Origin of the sequence: Lysobacter firmicutimachus, assembly GCF_037027445.1 — a bacterium.
Lineage (GTDB): Bacteria > Pseudomonadota > Gammaproteobacteria > Xanthomonadales > Xanthomonadaceae > Lysobacter > Lysobacter firmicutimachus.
The window spans coordinates 2,992,928-3,014,782 of record NZ_JBANDL010000002.1 but is presented as its reverse complement, the minus strand read 5'-3'; the positions used below and the strand labels follow the sequence as shown (position 1 = coordinate 3,014,782).

Below are 21,855 nucleotides of genomic sequence, written 5' to 3'. Positions count from 1 at the left end.
TCGGCGGCGCGCCGCCACGGTGCCTGCACCCGCGGCCGGTTATGCTCGGCTCCCGCTCGTGAACCGACCCATCGCCATGCGTTATGCCGCTTACGCCGCCAGCCTGCTGCTAACCCTGTTTTCGTTGCTGCTGGCCTGGCTGCACCATCCGGACTGGTGGTGGGGCGTGGCCGCGTTCGGCGCGATCGCCGCGCTCGGCACCGCCGACCTGCTGCAGACCCGCAGCACCCTGCGGCGCAACTATCCGGTGCTGGCGCACTTTCGCTACGGCCTGGAATCGATCGGCCCGGAGATGCGCCAGTACTTCATCGAGGCCGACACCGCCGAGGTGCCGTTCTCGCGCCAGCAGCGCGCCCTGGTCTACCAGCGCGCCAAGTCGGTCAACGACGTGCGCCCGTTCGGCAGCCAGCAGGACGTCTACGGTCTCGATTACGAGTGGATCAACCATTCGCTGGCGCCGACCGCGCACGTGCCGCACGATTTTCGCGTGGTCATCGGCGAAAACGCCGCCCAGCCGTACTCGGCCAGCGTGTTCAACATCTCGGCGATGAGCTTCGGTTCGCTGTCGGCCAATGCGATCCGCGCGCTCAACCGGGGCGCCAGGCTCGGCGGCTTCTACCACGACACCGGCGAGGGCTCGATTTCGCCGTATCACCGCGAGAACGGCGGCGACCTGGTGTGGGAGATCGGCTCGGGCTACTTCGGCTGCCGCGACGAACGCGGCCTGTTCGACGAACAGCGCTTCGCCGCGAACGCCGGCGACCCGCAGGTCAAGATGATCGAGATCAAGCTGTCGCAAGGGGCCAAGCCCGGCCACGGCGGCGTGCTGCCGGCGGCCAAGGTCAGCGCCGAGATCTCCGCCACCCGCGGCGTGCCGATGGGCCAGGACTGCGTGTCGCCGGCGGCGCATTCGGCGTTCGATTCGCCGTTGGGGCTGTTGCGTTTCGTCGCCCGCCTGCGCGAGCTGTCCGGCGGCAAGCCGACCGGGTTCAAGCTCGCGATCGGCCATCCCTGGGAATGGTTCGGCATCGCCAAGGCGATGCACGAATCCGGGCTGCTGCCGGACTTCATCGTCGTCGACGGCGCCGAGGGCGGCACCGGCGCGGCGCCGGCGGAGTTCATCGACCATGTCGGCGTACCGATGCACGAAGCCTTGATGCTGGTGCACAACACCCTGGTCGGGCTGGAGTTGCGCGACAAGATCCGGATCGGCGCCGCCGGCCGTATCGTCAGCGCCTTCGATATCGCCCGGACGCTGGCGATGGGCGCGGACTGGTGCAACGCCGCGCGCGGCTACATGTTCGCGTTGGGCTGCATCCAGGCGCAGAGCTGCCACACCGACCGCTGCCCGACCGGCGTGGCGACCCAGGACCCCAGCCGCTGGGGCAAGCTCGACGTGCCGGACAAGGCCAGCCGGGTATTCCATTTCCACGAGAACACGCTCAAGGCGCTGCGCGACCTGCTGTGCGCGGCCGGGCTCGGCCATGCCGGCGAGATCGGACCCGAGCACATCCTGCGCCGGGTATCGCCGACCGAGGTGCGTTCGCTGGGGGCCTTGTACAACTTCCTCGCGCCGGGCGATCTGATCGGCAAGGTGCCGGCGCATGCGGTGTTCCAGGCGTTCTGGAGCGCGGCGCGCAGTGACTCGTTCGCTGCGCCGGCGCGGGTGCTGGCGATGCGCGAGAGCAAATCGCTGTAGCCCAAGCGTGCTGGCTTCACTGCGGCAACGGCTTCCCCATGGGGATTGCCTGCGGCCATAGACTGCGCCCCCGGGACGCATGGAAATCCGACGGGGTTGAGGTTGATCGAAGCTCGAAACTGACGCGGAGGGTAGGAGCGGCGCAAGCCGCGGCCGCCGTCCTTCACTCTCGCCGCGCTTTGTCCTATGCCCCTGTAGGAGCGGCGTAAGCCGCGACCACGGGACGCGCAGAGAAATCAACGCCTTCGCTAATGATCGAAGCTACGAAACCGTAGCGCCGGCTTCTATGGACAAAAGCTTTAAAGCCAAGCTTCCGTCCGCAAGCGGCCGGGTCACTTTCTTTGTCCAAGGCGACGACGTCCTACGGGATTTCCTTCGGTCAAAAGTAACCAAAGAAAACGCCATGGCGGTTTCGGATCAAAAACCGCTATGGGACGAGGTTTTCGCCGGGCTGCTCCGCACAGGCCCTCCCTGGCCTGGCTGCGCACGGCCCGCCTCCCTGCGGGCCGCCCTTCGGGGCTTCGATTTGTCCTCGCGAGTTCGAAGCGGCGCCAAGCTCTTCACGGCAACGGCAACGGCAACGGCAACGGCAACGGCAACGGCAACGGCCTATGCCGCTCCAACTGAGCAAGGCTTTGGTCGGGGCGGGTCAGGGCGGGCTTACAGCAACTCCAGCACCCGCTCCGGCGGCCGGCCGACCACGGCGCGGCCGGCGTGGACGAAGATCGGGCGTTCGATCAGGCGCGGGTGCGCGGCCATGGCCGCAATGAGCGCGGCGTCGTCGAGGCTGGGATTACCCAGGCCGAGTTCGCGGTACTCGTCTTCGCCGCTGCGCAGCAGTTCGCGCGCGGACAGGCCCAGCAGTCCGAGCAGGGCGCGCAACTGCGCGGCATCGGGCGGCGAATCCAGGTACGTCACCAGCGCCGGCTCCAGGCCGCGTTCGCGCAGCAGTTCCAGCGCGCCGCGCGACTTGGAGCAGCGCGGGTTGTGGTACAGGCGGGTAGGGGCGAGATGCGGGTCGGTGGTCATGGTGCGGATTCTCGTCATGGCGCAGAGGCGGCGGGACGGCATCCACGCCGGCGCGCTGCGCCCGAAACGAAAAAAAGCCGGCTTGCGCCGGCCTTTTCGTACAACTGGTGGGCGGTGCAGGGTTCGAACCTGCGACCCTCGCCGTGTGAAGGCGATGCTCTACCGCTGAGCTAACCGCCCGAGTCTTATCGGGCCGCAAAGTGTAATCGGGCTTTTTCGGACTGACAAGCCTTGGCGTGAAAATTTCACTGAAGCCCGGCCGGCGGGGCGTGCCGGCTGCGATTTGGTTCGCGTTCGCGCAGGGACGGCAGGGCGAGCGCGAACACGGGACCCCGTCCGGCGAGGCCTGCGGCGCGGGCTTGGATTCGCACTTACTCCAACTGCTCCTTGGCGTAGGCCGCGTCCAGCGCCTCCATCGCGTCCAGCGGCTTGAGCTTGGCGGCCTTTTCGTACGCCGCCGCGGCCGCGTCTTCCTGCTTGTCGCCGTGCAGGAGCAGCAGCACGTTGCCGTGCTCGATGTGGGCGATGGGCGAGTCCGGGGTCAGCTTGAGCGCGGTCTTGATGTGCTTCTCGGCGTCGGCGGCCTTGGCGCCGTAGGTCAGGCCGCCGATCATGCCGCCGATCTTGTCGATGATCTCGGCGTGGTACAGCGCCATCGCGGTATGCGCCTCGGCGTGCTTGGGCGCGAGTTCCAGGGTGGCGTCGAGCGCGTTGCGCACCTTGCCGGCGATGCCGGCCTTGAGCGCCTTGGCGATGCTCAGCCCCTGGCTGTAGCGGCCCAGGGCGAAGGCGTGGCGGTAATGGCTGTTGGCCTCGTCCGGCAGCGCCTTGACCGCGGCTTCGGCGATCTTGGCCGCCTGCTCGTAGCGCTTGAGCTGTTCGTCCTCGTCCTCGACCAGATAGGTGGCGTGGATGCCCAGCGCCTTGACCGCGACCGACGCGCCGACCGGGCCCAGCGCCTGGCCGGCGTCGAAAGCGGCCTTGAAATCGCCGCGGTGGAACGCCCGCCAGGCCTCTTGCAGCGCATCGGCCAGCGCATCGGCATCCAGGCCCTTGGGCGCGGCCTTGCCGGCGGCGTCGATCAGGGCGGCGGCGCGCTTGGCGTCCGGGTAGGGCTCGGTGTCGCCGGCATGCAGCTTGGGCCAGGCTTTCTTGAGGGCATCGCCGGCGTAGGTATAGGCCTTGGCTTCGTGGGGAAAAGCGGCCCAAGCGGATTTGGCGGCCATCTGCGGTCCTTGTCGACAGGTCGGGTTGGGCAGCATCCCGCCGCGGCCGCGCGCTGGCAAGAGGGCGGCCGCGGGCGTGCGGCGGCGGTCGCGGCTAGTGTGAATGCTCGATGCCGGCGGCCCACAGTGGCGTCCTGAAACCCCCATCCCCGGGCGGTCGTGCGGAGCGAACCATGGCAGCTGTGAAGCGCAACAAGCCGGCGGCGAACAACCCCACCCCCACGTTGCGTCATCTCTGGCTGGCCGGCCTCGGCCTGGCCGTGATCGCACGCCGCGAAGCGCTGGCGAGCGGCGCGCGCACGGTCGACCGGATCGGCGCGCTGCAGCGCCGCGCCCAGGGTCTGGTCGCCGACGCGCGCGACAACGTGCGCGGCGGAATCGAGAGCGTGCGCGGCCAAGTCGAGCCGACGGTGGTGAAGTTCAGCGCCGAAGTCGAGGCGCGGCTGGCGCCGGTGCTGGACAAGCTGGGTCTCAAGGGCGGCAAGAAGCAGCGCCGCGGCGCACGCAAGCCGCGCAAAGCGGCCAAGCCGGCCCAGGCACGGCGCGGCGCGCGCAAGCCGGCGCCGCGGCGGACGCGCCGGGCCTGATCCGAAGCACAGACGAAAAGGGCGCTGCGGCGCCCTTTTCGTTGCGTGGAGCGCGGTCCGGCGCGTTTGCCGGATCGGGGCGGGGCGTGCGCCCGGTGTGGCGCTTGCCGCGTTCGCGGCGACGGGCCTCGACGCCGCCGGCCGCCGCGCCGCGACCCCGGTCCCATTCCATCGGCCGGTCGCGCGTACGGTCGGGCCCGCGATGGCCTAAACTCCACGGTTCCCGTCGCCGTTCCGGCGGCGTCCCACGTTGCCCTCACAGCGCGCCGAGCCGATGTCCGCAGAACCGATCGATTTCCACGCCTACCCGGACGCGTCCGGTCACTTCGGCCGTTTCGGCGGGCGCTTCGTCGCCGAGACCCTGATCGCCCCGCTGGAGGAACTGGCCGCCGCCTACGATGCGGCGCGGGTCGACCCGGCCTTCATCGCCGAGTTCGAGCGCGACCTGGCCCATTACGTCGGCCGGCCCAGCCCGATCTACCATGCCCAGCGGCTCAGCGACGAGGTCGGCGGCGCGCAGATCCTGCTCAAGCGCGAAGACCTGAACCACACCGGCGCGCACAAGATCAACAACACCATCGGTCAGGCCCTGCTCGCCAGCCGCATGGGCAAGACCCGCATCATCGCCGAGACCGGCGCCGGCCAGCACGGCGTCGCCAGCGCCACCGTGGCCGCGCGCCTGGGCCTGGAGTGCGTGGTGTACATGGGCGCGACCGACATCGAGCGGCAGAAGATCAACGTCTACCGGATGAAGCTGCTCGGCGCGACCGTGGTGCCGGTGACCAGCGGCTCGCAGACCCTCAAGGACGCGCTCAACGAAGCGATGCGCGACTGGGTCACCAACGTCCGCGACACGTTCTACATCATCGGCACCGTCGCCGGCCCCGACCCGTATCCGCGCATGGTGCGCGATTTCAACGCCGTGGTCGGGCGCGAGGCGAGGGCGCAGATGCTGGCCGAGTACGGCCGCCTGCCGGATGCGATCACCGCCTGCGTCGGCGGCGGCAGCAATGCGATCGGCCTGTTCCACGCCTTCCTCAACGACCCTTCGGTGCGCATCGTCGGCGCCGAAGCGGCCGGCGACGGCATCGACAGCGGCCGCCACGCCGCGTCGCTGGCCGCCGGCCGTCCGGGCGTGCTGCACGGCAACCGCACCTACGTGCTGTGCGACGACGACGGCCAGATCATCGAGACGCATTCGGTCTCGGCCGGCCTGGACTACCCGGGCGTCGGCCCCGAACACGCCTTCCTCAAGGACGCCGGCCGCGCCGAGTACGTCGGAGTCACCGACGAAGACGCGCTGGCCGCGTTCCGCACCCTGGCCCGCACCGAAGGCATCCTCGCCGCACTCGAGTCCAGCCACGCCATCGCCCAGGCGATCAAGCTGGCGCGCGCGATGCCGAAGGATCGGGTCGTGCTGTGCAACCTGTCCGGGCGCGGCGACAAGGACGTGCATACCATCGCCGGGCGCGAGGGGCTGCACTTCTGACTTTTTCCTTCTCCCCCTCGCGGGAGAAGGTGCCCGCAGGGCGGATGAGGGCGCGCGCCCGATCCGACGTTCGCCGACGCCGACGACCCTCACCCCACCCCTTTTCCACACGCGGACGAGGGGTTAAAGCCGAAGCCTTTCATCCATGAACCGAATCGACGCCAAGTTCCAACAACTGCAAGCCGCCGGCCGCAAGGCGCTGATCCCGTTCCTGACCGCCGGCGATCCCTCGCTGGAGTCGACCGTGCCGGTCATGCACGCCCTGGTCGCCGCCGGCGCCGACGTGCTGGAACTGGGGGTGCCGTTTTCCGATCCGATGGCCGACGGGCCGGTGATCCAGCGCAGCTCCGAGCGCGCGATCGCGCGCGGCGCCGGGCTCAGCTGGGTGCTGCGGGCGGTGCGCGAGTTCCGCCGCGACGACGCCGACACGCCGGTGGTGCTGATGGGCTATCTCAACCCGATCGAGATCCGCGGCGCGGCGCGCTTCGCCGCCGATGCGGTCGACGCCGGCGTCGACGGCGTGCTGCTGGTCGACCTGCCGCCGGAAGAAGCGGACGAACTGCGCGGCGCCTTCGCCGACACCGGCCTGGCGCTGATCCTGCTGGCTTCGCCGACCACCACCGAGCAGCGTCTGGCGCTGCTGTGCGAGGGCGCGCAGGGCTATCTGTACTACGTCAGCTTCGCCGGGGTGACCGGCGCCGACCGGCTCGACGCCGGAGCCGCCAACGACCGCCTGCACGGCATCCGCGCGCGCAGCCGGGTGCCGGTGGTGGCCGGGTTCGGGATCAAGGACGCCGCCAGCGCCGCGGCGATGGCGCGCGAGGCCGCCGGCGTGGTGGTCGGCAGCGCCCTGGTCGCGGCCCTGGCCGAGGCCGGCGACGCGGCCGCCGCCCGCACCGCCGCCGACTTCCTCGCCCCGCTGCGCCAGGCGCTGGACGCGCGCGCCTGAACGGCCGGCGGCGGACGCCCGCGTCCGCTGCGCTAAACTCATCCGCCGGTGCGCGAGCGGCGCCTGCCGCGCCGCGCCCGTCGGTACCTCATCCGTGGTTGCCTGAACAGGAAGATTTCATCGCATGTCTTGGCTCAAGAAACTCATGCCCTCCGGCATCCGCACCGAGACGGTCGCGGCCAAGCGGCGCAGCGTCCCCGAGGGCCTGTGGGAGAAGTGCGAGAGCTGCGGCGCGGTGTTGTACCGGCCGGAGCTGGAGGAGAACCTGGAGGTCTGCCCCAAGTGCGGCTTCCACATGCCGATCCGCGCCCGCGTGCGCCTCACTGCGTTCCTGGATGCCGGCAGCGCGCAGGAGATCGCCGCCGAGCTCAGCCCGGTCGACGTGCTCAAGTTCAAGGATCAGAAGAAGTATTCCGAACGCTTCAAGGCGGCGCAGAAGTCGACCGGCGAGCGCGACTCGCTGGTGGCGATGACCGGCACCCTCAAGCAGCGTCCGCTGGTGGCCTGCGCGATGGACTTCGCCTTCATGGGCGGCTCGATGGGCTCGGTCAGCGGCGAGCGCTTCGCCCGCGCCGCCGAGCGCGCGCTGGCCGACCGCGTGCCGCTGGTCTGCTTCGCCGCCAGCGGCGGCATGCGCATGCAGGAAAGCCTGTTCTCGCTGATGCAGATGGCCAAGGCCTCGGCCGCACTGGGCCGCTTGCGCGACGCCGGGCTGCCGTTCATTTCGGTCATGACCCATCCCACCTTCGGCGGCACCACCGCCTCGTTCGCGATGCTCGGCGATCTCAACCTGGCCGAGCCGGGCGCGCTGATCGGTTTCGCCGGCCCGCGCGTGATCGAACAGACCGTGCGCGAAAAACTGCCCGACGGTTTCCAGCGCAGCGAGTTCCTGCTCGAGCACGGCACGGTCGACCAGATCTGCGACCGACGCGAAATGCGTGATCGCCTCGCGCATCTTTTGGCGCTGTTGATGAAACAATCGCAACCCGAAGACGACGCAGAGGCGGCGGCTTGATCGCAGCGGCCCGACCGCGCGCGTCATGGGGGACCGCTGCGGCGGTCCTCGCCGTCTGTGGACTCGAGCGCGGGCTGGATGGCCATGGGGCGCGATCGGTGTCGGCGGCGTCTTCGATCCTGTCCCGATCACATCCAGCGCCCGCGTCCTGGTGCGACGCGCCGCGCTACCTGGAGGTTGAACTGCATGGCTCGTAAGTATTTCGGCACCGACGGCATCCGCGGCCGCGTCGGCGAAGGCCCGATTTCCGCCGATTTCGTCCTGCGCCTGGGCAACGCCTACGGTCACGCCCTGACCCGGCGCGGCTGGCGCAATCCGATGGTCATCATCGGCAAGGACACCCGCATCTCCAATTACATGTTCGAAGCCGCGCTCGAAGCCGGGCTGGTCGCCGCCGGCGTCGACGTGCAGCTGATGGGGCCGATGCCGACCCCGGCGGTCGCGCACCTGACCCGCTCCCTGCGCGCCGACGGCGGCATCGTCATTTCCGCCTCGCACAATCCGCACTACGACAACGGCATCAAGTTCTTCTCGGCCGAGGGCGAAAAGCTCGACGACGAGACGGAGCTGGCGATCGAGGCAGCGCTGGAACAACCGTTCCGCACCGTCGAGTCCGAGCGCCTGGGCAAGGCCGTGCGCACCCGCGACGCGATCGGCCGCTACGTCGAAGCGTGCAAGAACTCGGTGCCCAAGGGCTTCGATCTCAGCGGCATGCGCATCGCCATGGATTGCGCCAACGGCGCGACCTACCAGACCGGTCCGCTGGTGCTGGGCGAGCTCGGCGCGCGGGTCGACGCGATCGGCATCGATCCCAACGGCCTCAATATCAACGACGGCGTCGGCTCGACCCATCCGCAGACCCTGGTCGCGCGGGTCCAGGCCACCGGCGCCGACCTCGGCATCGCCTTCGACGGCGACGGCGACCGGGTGCTGTTCGTCGACAGCGAAGGCCGCGTCTGCGACGGCGACGACCTGCTGTACGTGCTGGCCACCGACTGGCAGCGCAGCGGCCGCCTGCAGGGGCCGGTGGTCGGCACCCTGATGACCAACTACGGCCTGGAACGCGCATTCGAACAGCGCGGCATCGGTTTCCTGCGCGCCAAGGTCGGCGATCGTTACGTGCATCAGCAGCTGATCGCCCACGGCGGCGTGCTCGGCGGCGAGGCCTCCGGTCACCTGTTGTGCCTGGACCGCACCAGCACCGGCGACGGCATCGTCAGCGCGCTGCAGGTGCTGGAAGTGCTGGGGCGCAACGGCATCAGCCTGCGCGACGCGCTCGACGGCCTGTACCGGGTACCGCAGAAGACCGTCAACGTGCGCTACGAAGGCGAGGCCAAGCCGGCCGAAGCCGCCTCGGTGCAGGAGGCGCTGCGCCAGGCCCAGGCCGCGGTCAGCGGCCGCGGCCGCGCCTTCCTGCGTCCGTCCGGCACCGAGCCGGTGGTGCGGGTCACGGTCGAGGCCGACGACGAGGTCTTGATGCAGTCGACCCTCGATACGCTGTCCGCCGCGGTGCGCGCCGCCGCGGCCTGACCCGCGGGCATCGTCCACCGTCAACGCACCGGCGCCCTCGCGCGCCGGTGCGTTTTTGTTTTTGGCGCAAGATCCGCGGGGTAGGGGGGCAAGTCGCGCCCCCAGTGCGCGCAGCGAATCCAGTGCCGACGTCTCCAGCGCCGACCTCATCGACCGGAGCTCGAAACCGTCGCGGGGTAGGTGCGGCGCAAGCCGCGGCCGCGTCCTTCACTCTTGCCGCGCTTTGCCCTATGCCCCTGTAGGAGCGGCGTAAGCCGCGACCGCGTCCTTGCGGTCTCGCGGCGTCTGTCGTTCGAAGGCCTCTGATGCTTCAGAGCTCAAAGCTTCAAGCAAAGCTTCCGTCCGCAAGCGGCCGGGTCACTTTCTTTGTCCAAGGCGACAACGTCCTACGGGATTTCCTTCGGTCAAAAGTAACCAAAGAAAACGCCATGGCTGTTTTCGGATCAAGAGCCACTATGGGACGGAGCGTGCGCAGGGCTGCTCCGCACAGGCCCTCCCTGGCCTGGCTGCGCACGGCCCGCCTCCCTGCGGGCCGCCCTTCGGGGCTTCGATTTATCTTCGCTAGTTCGATGCGGCGCCAAGCTCTTTACGGCAACGGCAACGGCAACGGCAACCGCAACGCGTCCGGTCAATGCTGTTGCTGGAACCGGGTCAGCATGTCCCAGGACTGGCGCAGAGCGGCGGGATCGACCTTGGCGTCGGGCAGCGGCCGATAGCGGCGGTCGACCACGGTGGCCGCGCCGTAGTTGTCGAACAGGTAGATCCGCTCGCCCTGGCGGATGCCGCGTTGCGACCAGCTCTCCACCAGCAGCGGCCGCTGCGGTTGGGCCGGGCCGAACAGGTCGCGGCCGGTGCTGTAGTCGCCGGCCGGGTTGCGGCAGCCCAAAGCGTGACGCATCACGGTCGGCACGAAATCTTCGTGCGCGGTGACGTGGGCGAACTTCTGCGCCGCGCGGCCGGGCCAGTGCAGTACGAACGGCGTGCGCAATTGGTAGTCGGAGAAGTTGCCGTTGTGGCCCCAGTAATTGAGCTTGAGGTCGTTGAACTCCTCGCCGTGGTCGCCGGTGATCAGCACTACCGTGTCGTCGGCGAAGGGGCTCGCGTCCAGCGCGCGCAGGAATTCGCCGATCAGGCTGTCGGCGTAATGCACTGCGGTGCGGTAGCGGTTGTACTCCGGAGTCGGGTCGTGATCCGGGCCGAGGTCGAGCGGATTGACGTCGGCGGCCATCGGCCGCGCCAGCGGCGGATAGCCCTTGGGCATGTAATAAGGCTGATGCGGCGAATCCAGGAACACGAAGCCGAAGAAACGCCCGTCGCGCGGGGTCGCGGCGATGTCGGCCTGCAGCCGGCGCAGGATTTCGCGATCGCGTTCGGCGCTCTTGCGCTTGCGCGGGCCGTTGACCACCCGCTCGCGCACCTCCGAGAACACCGTACGGTCGAACTCGGGGCTGTGCAGCGGCGCGCTGCCGTAGATATGCATGCCGTAGCCGTCGCGCTTCATCTGCCCGATCAGGGCCGAGCCGCGCTGTTCGGCCAACATCGGGTGCCAGTAGCCGCCGGGCAGGCCGTAGAGCAGGCCGAACACGCCGAAGCGGGTGGCGTTGCCGGAGCTGTAATGGTCGTCGAACCACTGCGAGCGCTGCGCATAGGCCCAGACATTGGGCATGGTCTGCGGCTCGAGCGCATCGTGGCGCAACGATTCGAGCAGGATCACCACCACGTTGAGCTTCGGCGCCGGATCGCATTGCAACGGCCGCAACGGGTAGGTCAGCAGACCTTCGCCCTGGGCCGGCAGCGAGGCGCCGGGCGCGCGTTCGATGCCGAACCGGGCCAGCGTGTCCTTGAGCGTGATCGGCTGGGCCCAGGGGATGTAGGGCAGTTGCGACATCACCACGCGGTCGCCGCGTGCGTCGTAGTAGGCCACCATGCCCTGGCTGATCAGCATCACGCCCGCCGCCCACAGCCAGCCCTTGAGCAGGCGCTGCCAGCCCGGCCGGCGCTCGAGCAGGCGCCACCACAGCCAGGCGAGCAGGATTTCCAGCGCCAGCACCGCGCCGACCGCGAGCGCGATCAGGCCCCATACCGCGCCCGAGAACACCACCTGGTCCTGCATCGCGCCGCCGAACACCATATTGGCGACCATCGCATTGAGGTGGAACCGATACAGGGCGAACACTTTGGCGTCGATGAGCAGCAGGCAGATCCAGGCCGCGTGCGGCAGCACGGCGGCCGCGCCCAGCACCCGCACGCTGCGGGTCGCCCAGCCCAACAGCAGCGCCTGCAGGCCCAGCACGGCGCCGAAGAACACGAAGTGGGCGGGCAGGGCCAGGGCCAGGAAGACCCCGGCCTTCCAGTGCTCGGTGAGGTGAGCGAAGGGGATGTTGGAGGCCGCGATCGCGATCGCCGCCAGTGCATTGGCGAAGATGAACCCGGTCAGCCAGGCCAAGGCGCGGCGCGCCGGGAAGGCGGGGCGGGCGGCAGTGTCTTGCATGCGGGGCGTTCTCGGCGGCCGACGGAGCTGCCGGCGCGCGAGGCCGGCCGGGGCGCGACTTTATCGTGTAATCCGCGTCCCGAATACCGCCCAAAGGTGGCTTTGCCGGCCCTGTCGCGACGCGGCGAGCGCGGACGCCGGGTTTGAGCGAAAATGACCCATTACCTTACGACCGACGACACCAACAGGAAGACCACGTGAGTCAGATTCCCACCCTGGACATCCGCCGTTTCGACACCGACCGCGAGGCCTTCGTCGCCGAGCTCGGCGCCGCCTATCGCGAATGGGGCTTTGCCGGCATCCGCGGCCACGGCATTTCCGATCAGCAGATCGACCGTTCCTACGACGTGTTCAAGCGCTTCTTCGCCCTGCCGGAAGAGATCAAGCGCAAGTACCACGTGCCCGGCAGCGGCGGCGCGCGCGGCTACACCCCGTTCGGCGTGGAAACCGCCAAGGACTCCAAGCACTTCGACCTGAAGGAGTTCTGGCACGTCGGCCGCGAGATCCCGCGCGACTCCAAGTACGCCGCGGACATGCCGGCCAACCTGTGGCCGGAGGAAATCCCCGAGTTCCGCGAGCAGGCCTACGGCCTGTACCAGGCCCTGGACCGGCTCGGTTCGCGCGTGCTCAGCGCGCTGGCCCTGCACCTCGGCCTGGCGGAGAACTATTTCGCCGACAAGACCGACTCGGGCAACTCCATCCTGCGCCCGATCCACTACCCGCCGATCACCACCGACGACATCCCCAACGTGCGCGCCGGCGCGCACGAGGACATCAACCTGATCACCCTGCTGGTCGGCGCCAGCGCCGAGGGCCTGGAAGTGAAATCGCGCCAGGGCGAGTGGGTGCCGTTCACCGCCGACGCCGACACCATCGTGGTCAATATCGGCGACATGCTGCAGCGCCTGACCAATCACGTATACCCCTCGACCACCCACCGCGTGGTCAACCCGCCGGGCGAGAAAGCGCGCCAGCCGCGCTATTCGACCCCGTTCTTCCTGCACCCGAACCCGGACTTCCTGATCGACGTGCTGCCGTCGACGATCAGCGCCGACAACCCCAGCCGTTACCCCGAGCCGATCACCGCCCAGGGCTACCTGGAAGAGCGCTTGCGCGAGATCAAGCTCAAGTAAGCCGCCGGCGCGCGCCGCTCGCGCGCCGCATCGCCAGAACGGAAAAAGCCGGCTTGCGCCGGCTTTTTCTTTGCCTGCGGACGGGCTTGCGCGCTCACTCGATGCGTGTCGCCAACGCACCGAGCGCGTCGGCATCGGCGGAGGTGAATCCCGCAGCCTCGCCGAACTCGGGCCAGCCCGCGCGCAAGGCCGCCATCACCGACGGGTCCTCGGTGTGGGCTTGCAACAGCCAGGCGGCGACCTCGGCGCAGAGGACGTCGGGGGCTGGACGGCACAGCAGCGGACCGGGCGGAATCGGCGGCGAACGCCACAATTCGACCAGGCCGGCGGGCCGGGCCGCGTCGTAGACATCGGCGGCGAGCGCGGCGACCTCGGCGCGGCCCTCGCTCAGCGCCTGCAGCGCGGCGGCGTGCGAGCCGGCATAGCTCAGGCCGGCGAAATCGCTCGCCGGGTCCAGGCCCAGGCGGCGCAAATGGTGGGCCGGCACGAAGCCGCCCGAGGCGGAGTCCTGGCCGACCAGGACCAGGCGCAGGCGCGGTGCCTCGCGCCGGAGGCTGTCCGCGGCGACGGCGTCGCTGCGCCCGACGAGCACGGCGCGATAGCGTTCGGCCTGCGCCGCCGGCACTTGCGGCACCGGCAAGGTGACCGGTGCGGACGCCCGCCAACGCCGGGTCTGCAGGTAGGCATGCAGATTGGGCACGGCCACGTCGACTTCGCCGCGGCGCAGTGCCTCCACCAGGTCGGTCGGCGAGGGGAACAGACGCAGCGCGGTCGCGCGGCCGCCGCGCGCGGCGAGGTAATCGGCCAGCGGCCGGATCGCCGCTTCGCGATCGCGCTGCGGATAGGCATAGGTGGCGACCACCCAGGGCCGTGGCGCGGCCACGGCGGTCGATTGGGCATGGGCCGCGGGCGCGCACAGCGCGAGCAGGCCGCAGAACAGCAGTGAGCGCGTCATCGCGATATCAGACGGCATCGACCGGCGTTTGTCATCGCCCTTACGGCAGCGGCGTCGAAACAGCCTGCGCTGCCACCGGCCCGCAACACGCCATCGCTCCGCCCCCCCAATCCCGAATCCCCAACCCCCAAATCCCCAATCCCAACCAAGACAAAAAGAAGCCGGCTTGCGCCGGCTCCTTCCTTTGCTGCATCGGCCATCCCTGGCCGGAGGAACGCAGCGACACAAACCGCTGCCGCCCCATTCCAGACTCCCCATTCCCCATTCCCGACTTTCAACACCCGATCGCCGCACACAAAGCCACGATGTTGTCGTCGGCGAAGCGCGGGCCGACCCAGGCGGTGCCGAAGGCGCCGATGTGCGGGCCGCTGACCACGCTGTTGACGTAGTGGCCGCCGCTGAGGTTCAGCAGCCAACCGCCGCCGCTGGCGCCATAGGTCATGTCGCAGCCCTGCACCAGCACGTTGGTGCCCTCGCTCGGCGAGCTGTAGGTCTGGCCGTTGCAGATATGGGTGAACTGGGTGCTCAGATTGCTGGCGTAGCCGTGGGAGGTGGCGTACTCGGAGTAGGGGCGGTTCCAGGTGCGGCCGAGCCAGCCGACATAGCTGGTGACCGGCAGGCCGGTGACCTGTTCGCCGGTGAGCTTGATCACCGCCACGTCCCAGCGCCGGCCGCCCGACGGGAAATAGCCGCTCGGAACGCGCGCGCTGCTCCAGCCGAAGCGACCGTACGGCGCTTCGCCGTAGCGCTCGGCCGGCACGAACACGAAGTTCGTGTTCCAGCCCGCGCCGAGCGTATAGACGCAATGCGCGGCGGTGATCAGCACCGAATTGCCGCTGGCGACGTTGGCGGTGCAGTACGAGCCGCTGCCGTCGGGCTTGGTGAAATAGAGCTTGCCGATCTTGTTCCAGGGCGTGGTCTTCCACTGGCTGGTGTAGTAGTTGCCCGGATAGCGGGTATAGGGGTAATGCGCGCCGTCCTTCTCGCCGCCGTCGGACAGCGCGCTCAACGGCGCTGCGCCCTTGGCCGCGTCGAGCGCGTCCAGGCGCTGCCAGGTGGCGCGGAAGTGGTTGCGGGCGAGGTAGTTGGCGAACGCCGGCGCTTCGCCGCCGGGGGCGCTGCCGGCGGCGCGGACCATCTTGTCGCTCAGCTCGGCGGTGTCCGCGGCTGCCCGGTCGTCGCGCGGCGCCCATTGCAGCGGCTTGACCGCGGCGCGTTGGCGTGCGGTGGCGAACGGGTGCGCTTGCGCCGACGTGGACAGGCGCTGCTGCGACGGCGGCGCCTGGATTTCGATCACGTCGCCGTAGGGCGTGCGCACGGTCTTGCCGGTGTCGGCGGCGTCGGCGGCGAAGCAGGTCAGGGCCAGCGCGCCGAGAGCGGCGAGGCGGGCGATGGGGCGGGGCGAGCGGCGGTTCTGCGACTTCATGGCGAAACTCCTTGTGGTATCGCTTCCCTGGGGGCGATGAACGGGTCGACGGTCGCCGGACGTGCGCCCCGACCCGGAGGGCGCGCGTCGCGGATCGGGAACGGGGGCGGTGCGCCGCCGGCGAGGCCGGTTTTGCGCGGGCGAACGCTCCCTGTCCCGCGAACCCCGGGGGGCTTCGCAAGCGATCCTTGGCGTTGAGGCCCGATACGGGCAGTCACCCCCAACAAACGCCGGGGTCGACAGGGGCAGGACAGGGGGCGGGCGAATCGGCGCCGGCCGAACGACGGCCGCGGCACCGGCGGCAGGTCGGCCAGCCGGGTGGAAAATCCTTTCCCGGCACTGACTTACGCTGTTTTTCGCGACTGCGTAGAGCGGGCCCGGAGTTTCAGGCCTGCAACACGCGGCGGTGCGGGCTCAGTCGCGTACCGCCACCCCGGCGTCACGCAAGGCCTCGCGCCAGGCCGAGCATTTGGCCGCATCGGCCTGCGAGGCGTTGGCCGGGCTGGTCGACGGCAGGCGGCGCAATTCCGGCGCCGCCGCCAGCCCGGGCAGGACGAAGCGGCGGAAGCTCTGTTCGGCCTTGGCGCCGTTGAACAGCACCGTGCGTACCTGCGGGTGGCGAACGAAAAAGCCGGCGAAATCGTTGGCGACCGCGGTGTCGTCGCGGATCGCCGAATCCAAGCTGCCCTCGCGCTCGCATTGCGCGAGCACGTCCCACACCGCGATCCCGGCCGCGCACAGCGCTTCGATCCTGCGCTCGTAAGCCAGTTCCGGGCCGGCGCCGATCAGGCGGCCCATGATCGGCCAGAAACGGTTTTGCGGATGGGCGTAGTAGCGGCCGGCGGTCAGCGACGCGACCCCGGGCATGCTGCCCAGGATCAACACCCGCGCTTGCGGCGGTTCGATCGGGGCGAAGCTGCGGACGGGGGCGGGCGGCGTTGCGGGCATGGGCGAGGCGAACGGGAAGGTCGGACCGATAGGGTGGGGGCGTGGCGGCCTGGGTTAAACTGCGCGTTCAGACGCAACAGGAGAGACCATGCGCCGCAGGATCGTCGCCGGAAACTGGAAGCTGCACGGCAGCCGCGAGTTCGCTTTCGCCTTGCTCGACGAGGTCGCCGCGCAGACCCCTCCGCCGGGGGTGGAGCGCCTGATCCTGCCGCCGCTGCCGTACCTGGGCGAGCTGATCGAACATTACGGCGAACGCGGGCTGGCCTTCGGCGCGCAGGACGTCAGCGCCAACGAGAAGGGCGCCTACACCGGCGAAGTCTCGGCCGCGATGCTCAGGGACGTCGGCGCCGGCTACGGCCTGGTCGGCCACTCCGAGCGCCGCCAGTACCACGGCGAAAGCAGCGAGCTGGTCGCGCGCAAGTTCGCCGCCGCCAAGGCCGCCGGCCTGACCCCGGTCCTGTGCGTCGGCGAGACCCTGGCCGAGCGCGAGGACGGCAAGACCGAATGGCGCCTGCAGGAGCAGTTGGGGCCGGTTTTCGAGCTGCTCGGCGCGCAGGCGCTGGACGGCGCGATCCTGGCCTACGAGCCGGTCTGGGCGATCGGCACCGGCAAGACCGCCACCCCGGAACAGGCTCAGCAGGTCCACGCATTCATTCGTAGCGAAATCGCTGCGCACGATGCTACAATCGCTGGCTCGCTTCCGATTCTTTACGGCGGAAGCGTGAAGGCCGACAATGCCGCCGCGCTGTTTTCCCAGCCCGACGTCGACGGCGGCCTGGTCGGCGGCGCCTCGCTGGTGGCCGCGGATTTCAACGCCATCGCAGCCGCGGCGGCGCCCTGATCGAAGCGTTGCGGCGCCCGGCGCCGCAGCGGGACGGTCCTAACCCGCAGTCCGAACCGAAGAATCCTAAGCGATGCTGTTGTTCCTCAACGTCATCTATGTGCTGATCGCGATCGCCATGATCGCGCTGATCCTGATGCAGCGCGGCGCCGGTGCGCAGGCGGGTTCGGGCTTCGGCGGCGGCGCTTCGGCGACGGTGTTCGGCGCGCGCGGTTCCTCGAACTTCCTGTCCAAGGCGACCAAATGGCTGGCGATCGCGTTCTTCGCGATCAGCCTCTTCATGGCCTGGCAGGCGAGCCGTCCCTCGGCCCAAGCCGGCAAGCCCGACCTGGGCCTGATGGGCGCGCCGCAGGCGGCGGCCCCGTCGGCTCCGTCGACGGCTCCCGCTCCCGCGGCCACCGCTCCGGCCGCGCCCGCCAGCGGCGTGCCGCAGGCGCCGGTGCAGTCCGTGCCGGCACCGGCGGCGGCCCAGCCGGCCGCGGTTCCGGCCGCGCCCGCCACGGCGCCGGCCGAGCAGGCAACCCCGGCAAAACAGCCGGCTGACGGTAAGTGAAATAAAGAGTTAAAATACAGTTTCAACGCCCCGCAAGGACGGCAGGGCAGGTCAGCGATGACCGGGTGGCGGCGCGAACGCGAGCCCCACCGGAGCCAGGATGGCGTGGTTGGTTACAGTGCCCAGATGGCGGAATTGGTAGACGCACTACCTTGAGGTGGTAGCGACTTAGGTCGTGGGGGTTCGAGTCCCCCTTTGGGCACCACATCCATCCCTTTGCTTCAGCAATTCGCACCACGGTACGCAGGTGCGGCACGCACGGCGGGCCGCGCAAGGCGTCCAAACGACTGGGCGCCACGGCGCCAAGCCAAGGTCGCGGCAACGCGCCCATGTAGCCGAACAAGTAGCCGAGAGAACACCGCGTGCTGGCCGAATACCTGCCGACTCTGCTGTTCCTGATCGTCGCCGGTGGTATCGGCGTCGCCCTGTTGGTGGTAGGCAATGTGCTCGGGCCCAAGCGCCCGACCGCGGAGAAACTATCTCCCTACGAATGCGGCTTCGAAGCCTTCGAAGACGCGCGCATGCAGTTCGACGTGCGCTACTACCTGATCGCGATCCAGTTCATCATCTTCGATCTGGAAATCATCTTCATCGTGCCCTGGGCCACCGTGTTCCGAGACCTCGGAATCATCGGCCTGATCGAGATGGGCATCTTCGCCAGCATGCTCCTGCTCGGCTTCGTTTACGTCTGGAAGAAGGGAGCGCTCGAATGGGAGTGATCCAAAGCGTTGGCGACACGATCTCCGGGTTGATGCACAACCCGCTCCCGGAAGGCCGTCTCGACGATATTCTGCGCCCGGAAGGCGAAAACCCGCTGCTGCAGCAGGGTTTCGTCACCACCAACCTCGACACGCTGTGGAACTGGGCGCGCACCGGTTCGATGTGGCCGATGACCTTCGGTCTGGCCTGCTGCGCGGTCGAGATGATGCACGCCGGCGCCGCGCGCCTGGACCTGGACCGCTACGGCGTGGTGTTCCGCCCGTCGCCGCGCCAGTCCGACGTGATGATCGTCGCCGGCACCCTGGTCAACAAGATGGCCCCGGCGCTGCGCAAGGTCTACGACCAGATGCCGGACCCGAAGTGGGTCATCTCGATGGGCAGCTGCGCCAACGGCGGCGGCTACTATCACTATTCCTACTCGGTGGTGCGCGGCTGCGACCGCGTCGTTCCGGTCGACGTCTACGTGCCGGGCTGCCCGCCGACCGCCGAAGCGCTGATCTACGGCATCCTGCAGCTGCAGCGCAAGATCCGCCGCGGCACCAATTTCGGCGACCAGAAGCAGGGCGTCCGCGAATGAGCACCGCCAATCTCGCCGAGCGTCTGCGCGAACGTTTCGCCGGCGCTTCCGTCGTCGTGGCCGAACCGCGCGGCGAAGTCACTCTCGAAGTCGCCGCCGCCGACTGGATCGGCGCCGCGCGCGCCCTGCGCGACGAATTCGGCTTCGAGCAATGCGTCGACGTCAGCGGCGTCGACTACCTCAGCTTCGGCAGCGACGAGTGGGACACCGACGTGTCCTCGGAAGGCTTCTCGCGCGGCGTCGAAGGCAAGAGCGCCGGCCGCTTCCGTTGGGGCGAAAGCCCGAACGCGGCGTCGATCGCGCCGGAGCGCCGCTTCGCCGCGGTCGCCCACTTGCTGTCGTGCCAGCACAACCAGCGGCTGCGGCTCAAGACCTTCGCTCCGAACGACGACCTGCCGGTGGTCGGTTCGTTGACCGCGATCTGGCCGGGCGTGAATTGGTTCGAGCGCGAAGCCTTCGACCTTTACGGCATCGTCTTCGAAGGCCATCCGGACCTGCGCCGCATCCTCACCGACTACGGTTTCGTCGGTTATCCGTTCCGCAAGGACTTCCCGCTGATCGGCAACGTCGAAGTGCGCTACGACGCGGACAAGCGCCGCGTGGTGTACGAGCCGGTCTCGATCGACCCGCGCGTCGGCGTGCCGCGCGTGATCCGCGACGACGCCCGCTACCAGACGGCGCAGGGCGAGCGCGCGCAGCGCGAGGTGAAGTGAAATGAGCAACCCCGCTAGCGTCATGCCGCAAGCCAACACCTCCGGCCTCAACAACGCCGAGATCCGCAACTACACGCTGAACTTCGGCCCGCAGCATCCGGCCGCGCACGGCGTGCTGCGTCTGATCCTGGAAATGGACGGCGAAGTCGTGCAGCGCGCCGACCCGCATATCGGCCTGCTCCATCGCGGCACCGAGAAGCTGGCCGAGTCCAAGCCGTTCAATCAGTCGATCGGCTACATGGACCGCCTCGACTACGTGTCGATGATGTGCAACGAGCACGCCTACGTGCGCGCGATCGAGACCCTGCTGGGGATCGAGGCGCCGGTGCGCGCGCAGTACATCCGCACCATGTTCGACGAGATCACCCGCATCCTGAACCACCTGATGTGGGTCGGCTCCAACGCGCTCGACCTGGGCGCGATGGCCGTGTTTTTGTACGCTTTCCGCGAACGCGAAGAGCTGATGGACTGCTACGAGGCGGTCTCCGGCGCGCGCATGCACGCGGCCTACTACCGTCCGGGCGGCGTCTACCGCGACCTGCCGGACCGGATGCCGAAGTACAAGGAATCGCCCTGGAAGAAGGGCGCCAGCCTGAAGCGCTTCAACGAATGGCGCGAAGGCTCGATGCTCGATTACCTCGACGCCTTCGCCGACGATTTCCCCAAGCGCGTCGACGAGTACGAGACGCTGCTGACCGACAACCGCATCTGGAAGCAGCGTACCGTCGGCGTCGGCGTGGTCTCGCCCGAGCAGGCCCTGGCCTGGGGCATGACCGGCCCGATGATCCGCGGCTCCGGCATCGCCTGGGACCTGCGCAAGAAGCAGCCCTACGCCAAGTACGCGGAAGTCGATTTCGACATTCCGGTCGGCGTCAACGGCGACTGCTACGACCGCTACCTGGTGCGCGTCGCCGAGATGCGCGAATCCACCCGCATCATCAAGCAGTGCGTGAAGTGGCTGCGCGCCAACCCCGGCCCCGTGATCGTCGACAACTTCAAGGTCGCCCCGCCCAAGCGCGAGGAGATGAAGGACGACATGGAAGCGCTGATCCATCACTTCAAGCTGTTCTCGGAAGGCTACTGCGTCCCGGCCGGCGAGACCTACAGCGCGGTGGAAGCGCCCAAGGGCGAGTTCGGCTGCTACCTGGTCTCCGACGGCGCCAACAAGCCGTTCCGGGTCAAGCTGCGCGCCCCGGGCTTCGCCCACCTGTCGTCGATGGACGAGATCGTCAAGGGCCACATGCTGGCCGACGTGGTGGCGATGATCGGCACCTACGACATCGTGTTCGGCGAGATCGATCGATGAAGCGGGGATTCGGGATGGAGCATTCGGGATCGGCAATCGCCCGAAGCAACCGCCCGAACACCTGTTTCGCTCACTTTCCTGGAATGCGGGCTTTTCGAATCCCGAATCCCGAATCCCAAATCCCGGCTTTACCCCTATGAAAGCGACAGGCAATTTCGAGGCCGCACAGCACGTCGATCCGATGGTGGCGTTGTCGGATGCGACGCGCGCGCACATCGATCACTGGCTGACCAAGTTCCCGCCGGACCGCAAGCGCTCGGCGGTGCTGCAGGGCCTGCATGCGGCGCAGGAGCAGAACGGCGGTTGGCTGACCGACGAGCTGATCGCCGCGGTGGCCAAGTACCTGGGCCTGCCGCCGGTGTGGGCCTACGAGGTCGCCAGCTTCTACTCGATGTTCGAGACCGAGAAGGTCGGCCGCAACAACGTCGCCTTCTGCACCAACATCAGCTGCTGGCTCAACGGCGCCGAGCAACTGGTCGCCCATGCCGAGAAGAAGCTGGGCTGCAAGCTGGGCGAATCCACCGCCGACGGCCGCGTGTTCCTCAAGCGCGAGGAAGAATGCGTGGCCGCGTGCTGCGGCGCGCCGGTGGTCGTCATCAACGGTCATTACCACGAGAAGCTCGACGCTGCCAAGGTCGACGAGCTGCTCGACGGTCTGAAGTGAGGTC

20 protein-coding genes and 2 tRNA genes are annotated in these 21,855 nt (G+C 68.9%); 15 read left to right on the top strand and 7 right to left on the bottom strand.

Translation table 11 applies throughout. From position 1 onward, the window contains the following. The first annotated feature begins 76 nt into the window (after positions 1-76). Positions 77-1,699 (top strand): FMN-binding glutamate synthase family protein, encoded by a 1,623-nt coding sequence (locus tag V2J18_RS13175; protein WP_064749823.1) that lies wholly within the window; start codon positions 77-79, stop codon positions 1,697-1,699. Between the two features lie 660 nt (positions 1,700-2,359). Here V2J18_RS13175 and arsC read toward each other — a convergent pair. The 3 genes from arsC to V2J18_RS13160 form a co-directional block, all read right to left on the bottom strand. Beyond that, the gene (gene arsC, locus V2J18_RS13170) at positions 2,360-2,728 is read right to left on the bottom strand and encodes an arsenate reductase (glutaredoxin) (protein WP_336131986.1); all 369 of its coding nucleotides are present in this window, start codon (positions 2,726-2,728) and stop codon (positions 2,360-2,362) included. Positions 2,729-2,833: 105 nt separating this feature from the next. Then, positions 2,834-2,908 (bottom strand) — tRNA-Val (locus V2J18_RS13165). Between the two features lie 191 nt (positions 2,909-3,099). Continuing rightward, the gene (locus V2J18_RS13160; RefSeq protein WP_336131985.1) at positions 3,100-3,954 is read right to left on the bottom strand and encodes a tetratricopeptide repeat protein; all 855 of its coding nucleotides are present in this window, start codon (positions 3,952-3,954) and stop codon (positions 3,100-3,102) included. Between the two features lie 173 nt (positions 3,955-4,127). Here V2J18_RS13160 and V2J18_RS13155 point away from each other — a divergent pair, with 173 nt between their 5' ends. The 5 genes from V2J18_RS13155 (at position 4,128) to glmM (ending at position 9,524) form a co-directional block, all read left to right on the top strand. Then, positions 4,128-4,541 (top strand): hypothetical protein, encoded by a 414-nt coding sequence (locus V2J18_RS13155; RefSeq protein ID WP_075575263.1) that lies wholly within the window; start codon positions 4,128-4,130, stop codon positions 4,539-4,541. Between the two features lie 274 nt (positions 4,542-4,815). Next, positions 4,816-6,030, top strand: a complete 1,215-nt coding sequence (gene trpB, locus V2J18_RS13150; RefSeq protein ID WP_064749547.1) for a tryptophan synthase subunit beta — start codon at positions 4,816-4,818, stop codon at positions 6,028-6,030. Between the two features lie 145 nt (positions 6,031-6,175). Continuing rightward, entirely contained in the window at positions 6,176-6,979 is an 804-nt protein-coding gene (trpA, locus tag V2J18_RS13145; protein ID WP_336131984.1) for a tryptophan synthase subunit alpha, read from the top strand. A 124-nt stretch (positions 6,980-7,103) separates the two neighbouring features. Beyond that, the gene (gene accD / locus V2J18_RS13140; protein WP_064749545.1) at positions 7,104-7,994 is read left to right on the top strand and encodes an acetyl-CoA carboxylase, carboxyltransferase subunit beta; all 891 of its coding nucleotides are present in this window, start codon (positions 7,104-7,106) and stop codon (positions 7,992-7,994) included. Between the two features lie 186 nt (positions 7,995-8,180). Next, positions 8,181-9,524, top strand: coding sequence for a phosphoglucosamine mutase (gene glmM, locus V2J18_RS13135; RefSeq protein WP_064749544.1), 1,344 nt, complete (start codon positions 8,181-8,183; stop codon positions 9,522-9,524). Positions 9,525-10,152: 628 nt separating this feature from the next. On the opposite strand, the gene V2J18_RS13130 is transcribed toward glmM, so the two are convergent. Continuing rightward, positions 10,153-12,015 (bottom strand): DUF3413 domain-containing protein, encoded by a 1,863-nt coding sequence (locus V2J18_RS13130; RefSeq protein WP_064749543.1) that lies wholly within the window; start codon positions 12,013-12,015, stop codon positions 10,153-10,155. Positions 12,016-12,212: 197 nt separating this feature from the next. On the opposite strand from V2J18_RS13130, the gene V2J18_RS13125 reads away from it, so the two are divergent. Then, on the top strand, positions 12,213-13,148 hold the full coding sequence (locus V2J18_RS13125) for an isopenicillin N synthase family dioxygenase (protein WP_064749542.1): 936 nt from the start codon (positions 12,213-12,215) through the stop codon (positions 13,146-13,148). Positions 13,149-13,242: 94 nt separating this feature from the next. Here V2J18_RS13125 and V2J18_RS13120 read toward each other — a convergent pair whose 3' ends face one another. The 3 genes from V2J18_RS13120 to V2J18_RS13110 all read right to left on the bottom strand — a co-directional run bounded on the left by V2J18_RS13120 (position 13,243) and on the right by V2J18_RS13110 (position 16,477). After that, on the bottom strand, positions 13,243-14,103 hold the full coding sequence (locus V2J18_RS13120) for a phosphate/phosphite/phosphonate ABC transporter substrate-binding protein (protein WP_336131983.1): 861 nt from the start codon (positions 14,101-14,103) through the stop codon (positions 13,243-13,245). Between the two features lie 274 nt (positions 14,104-14,377). Then, positions 14,378-15,529 (bottom strand): trypsin-like serine peptidase, encoded by a 1,152-nt coding sequence (locus tag V2J18_RS13115; protein ID WP_064749540.1) that lies wholly within the window; start codon positions 15,527-15,529, stop codon positions 14,378-14,380. A gap of 414 nt (positions 15,530-15,943) precedes the next feature. After that, positions 15,944-16,477 carry a DNA-deoxyinosine glycosylase gene (locus V2J18_RS13110; protein ID WP_336131982.1) on the bottom strand — a complete coding sequence of 178 codons (534 nt, stop codon included), beginning with the start codon at positions 16,475-16,477 and terminating at the stop codon, positions 15,944-15,946. Positions 16,478-16,565: 88 nt separating this feature from the next. Between V2J18_RS13110 and tpiA the strand changes: the two genes are divergently transcribed. From tpiA to nuoE, 8 genes are all read left to right on the top strand, one after another. Further along, positions 16,566-17,318 carry a triose-phosphate isomerase gene (gene tpiA, locus V2J18_RS13105; protein ID WP_064749536.1) on the top strand — a complete coding sequence of 251 codons (753 nt, stop codon included), beginning with the start codon at positions 16,566-16,568 and terminating at the stop codon, positions 17,316-17,318. 73 nt (positions 17,319-17,391) lie between these two features. After that, positions 17,392-17,871, top strand: a complete 480-nt coding sequence (gene secG, locus V2J18_RS13100; RefSeq protein WP_336131981.1) for a preprotein translocase subunit SecG — start codon at positions 17,392-17,394, stop codon at positions 17,869-17,871. Positions 17,872-17,991: 120 nt separating this feature from the next. Next, positions 17,992-18,076, top strand: a tRNA-Leu gene (locus V2J18_RS13095). A gap of 157 nt (positions 18,077-18,233) precedes the next feature. After that, positions 18,234-18,590: an NADH-quinone oxidoreductase subunit A gene (locus V2J18_RS13090; protein ID WP_064749534.1), complete on the top strand. Its 357-nt coding sequence runs from the start codon at positions 18,234-18,236 to the stop codon at positions 18,588-18,590. After that, on the top strand, positions 18,581-19,168 hold the full coding sequence (locus V2J18_RS13085; RefSeq protein ID WP_064749533.1) for a NuoB/complex I 20 kDa subunit family protein: 588 nt from the start codon (positions 18,581-18,583) through the stop codon (positions 19,166-19,168). The genes V2J18_RS13090 and V2J18_RS13085 overlap by 10 nt, the downstream gene beginning before the upstream one ends. Next, a complete protein-coding gene (locus tag V2J18_RS13080) occupies positions 19,165-19,881 on the top strand; it encodes an NADH-quinone oxidoreductase subunit C (RefSeq protein WP_064749532.1) in 717 nt (238 codons plus the stop codon). Before V2J18_RS13085 ends, V2J18_RS13080 begins: the two co-directional genes overlap by 4 nt. Before the next feature lies 1 nt (position 19,882). Beyond that, entirely contained in the window at positions 19,883-21,187 is a 1,305-nt protein-coding gene (locus tag V2J18_RS13075) for an NADH-quinone oxidoreductase subunit D (protein WP_064749531.1), read from the top strand. A 136-nt stretch (positions 21,188-21,323) separates the two neighbouring features. After that, positions 21,324-21,851: an NADH-quinone oxidoreductase subunit NuoE gene (gene nuoE / locus V2J18_RS13070; RefSeq protein ID WP_064749530.1), complete on the top strand. Its 528-nt coding sequence runs from the start codon at positions 21,324-21,326 to the stop codon at positions 21,849-21,851. Positions 21,852-21,855: the final 4 nt, after the last annotated feature.

Coding starts and splice junctions, on each gene's coding strand:
- secG (WP_336131981.1), top strand. CDS start 17,392: ATGCTGTTGTTCCTCAACGTCATCTATGTGCTGATCGCGATCGCCATG.
- V2J18_RS13160 (WP_336131985.1), bottom strand. CDS start 3,954: ATGGCCGCCAAATCCGCTTGGGCCGCTTTTCCCCACGAAGCCAAGGCC.
- V2J18_RS13130 (WP_064749543.1), bottom strand. CDS start 12,015: ATGCAAGACACTGCCGCCCGCCCCGCCTTCCCGGCGCGCCGCGCCTTG.
- arsC (WP_336131986.1), bottom strand. CDS start 2,728: ATGACCACCGACCCGCATCTCGCCCCTACCCGCCTGTACCACAACCCG.
- glmM (WP_064749544.1), top strand. CDS start 8,181: ATGGCTCGTAAGTATTTCGGCACCGACGGCATCCGCGGCCGCGTCGGC.
- trpA (WP_336131984.1), top strand. CDS start 6,176: ATGAACCGAATCGACGCCAAGTTCCAACAACTGCAAGCCGCCGGCCGC.
- V2J18_RS13080 (WP_064749532.1), top strand. CDS start 19,165: ATGAGCACCGCCAATCTCGCCGAGCGTCTGCGCGAACGTTTCGCCGGC.
- accD (WP_064749545.1), top strand. CDS start 7,104: ATGTCTTGGCTCAAGAAACTCATGCCCTCCGGCATCCGCACCGAGACG.
- V2J18_RS13155 (WP_075575263.1), top strand. CDS start 4,128: ATGGCAGCTGTGAAGCGCAACAAGCCGGCGGCGAACAACCCCACCCCC.
- V2J18_RS13085 (WP_064749533.1), top strand. CDS start 18,581: ATGGGAGTGATCCAAAGCGTTGGCGACACGATCTCCGGGTTGATGCAC.
- tpiA (WP_064749536.1), top strand. CDS start 16,566: ATGCGCCGCAGGATCGTCGCCGGAAACTGGAAGCTGCACGGCAGCCGC.
- V2J18_RS13175 (WP_064749823.1), top strand. CDS start 77: ATGCGTTATGCCGCTTACGCCGCCAGCCTGCTGCTAACCCTGTTTTCG.
- trpB (WP_064749547.1), top strand. CDS start 4,816: ATGTCCGCAGAACCGATCGATTTCCACGCCTACCCGGACGCGTCCGGT.
- V2J18_RS13110 (WP_336131982.1), bottom strand. CDS start 16,477: ATGCCCGCAACGCCGCCCGCCCCCGTCCGCAGCTTCGCCCCGATCGAA.
- V2J18_RS13115 (WP_064749540.1), bottom strand. CDS start 15,529: ATGAAGTCGCAGAACCGCCGCTCGCCCCGCCCCATCGCCCGCCTCGCC.
- V2J18_RS13075 (WP_064749531.1), top strand. CDS start 19,883: ATGAGCAACCCCGCTAGCGTCATGCCGCAAGCCAACACCTCCGGCCTC.
- V2J18_RS13120 (WP_336131983.1), bottom strand. CDS start 14,103: ATGACGCGCTCACTGCTGTTCTGCGGCCTGCTCGCGCTGTGCGCGCCC.
- nuoE (WP_064749530.1), top strand. CDS start 21,324: ATGAAAGCGACAGGCAATTTCGAGGCCGCACAGCACGTCGATCCGATG.